A 586-nucleotide genomic window follows, 5' to 3' on the forward strand; every position below is an offset into this window, starting at 1 on the left:
TAATAATAAAGAATATAAAGTTGACTTGAAAAATAATGACAATTTAAAAATAAAAGCGTCTTCCTAGCAAATGGGGAAACGTTAAAAAATGGAAAGATCATTCGATTGGTGTTTTCAGCTTTTTACCAGGATAAGCAAGAAAGTGAAATAATACTCTTAGATTACGATCTCAATAAAGATGAATATAAAGTGAAGAGTTTTTCAATTGATAAATTACCTTCCGGCGATAATACGATTTCTCCAAGCGACTCGATTCTTGATGAAAATAAACTTTATATTTATAAAAATAAAAAGATAGGTTTTATTGACTTGGAGAAAGAGGAGTTTATTGAGTTAAGTAAAATTTCAGAAGATGTGCATTCATTTATGACTGAGAAATTTAAAAATCCACATGTCGAGCGGAAAGTTGTGCCCGTTGGGAAAATTGAAGACACTTTAATCTTCATAGATACCACACTATACATCGATGATAAAACATCGGGCATGCTTGTATATGCTTATTCGCAGGAAGAAGACCCGATTGGTAAAATTTTAATTGAGGGACAGAGGATATATCTTTTTGATAAAAATAATATTGAAGTTTCTT

The 586-nt window shown here is 30.4% G+C and carries 1 protein-coding gene; it reads left to right on the forward strand.

Going from position 1 to position 586, the window contains the following annotated elements:
* Positions 1 to 105 precede the first annotated feature (105 nt).
* On the forward strand, positions 106 to 586 hold a 481-nt coding region (locus ACQ76X_RS36160), incomplete at its 3' end, for a hypothetical protein (RefSeq protein ID WP_438498703.1).

This window comes from Paenibacillus sp. IHBB 3054, from assembly GCF_051594305.1.
GTDB lineage: Bacteria > Bacillota > Bacilli > Paenibacillales > Paenibacillaceae > Paenibacillus_AQ.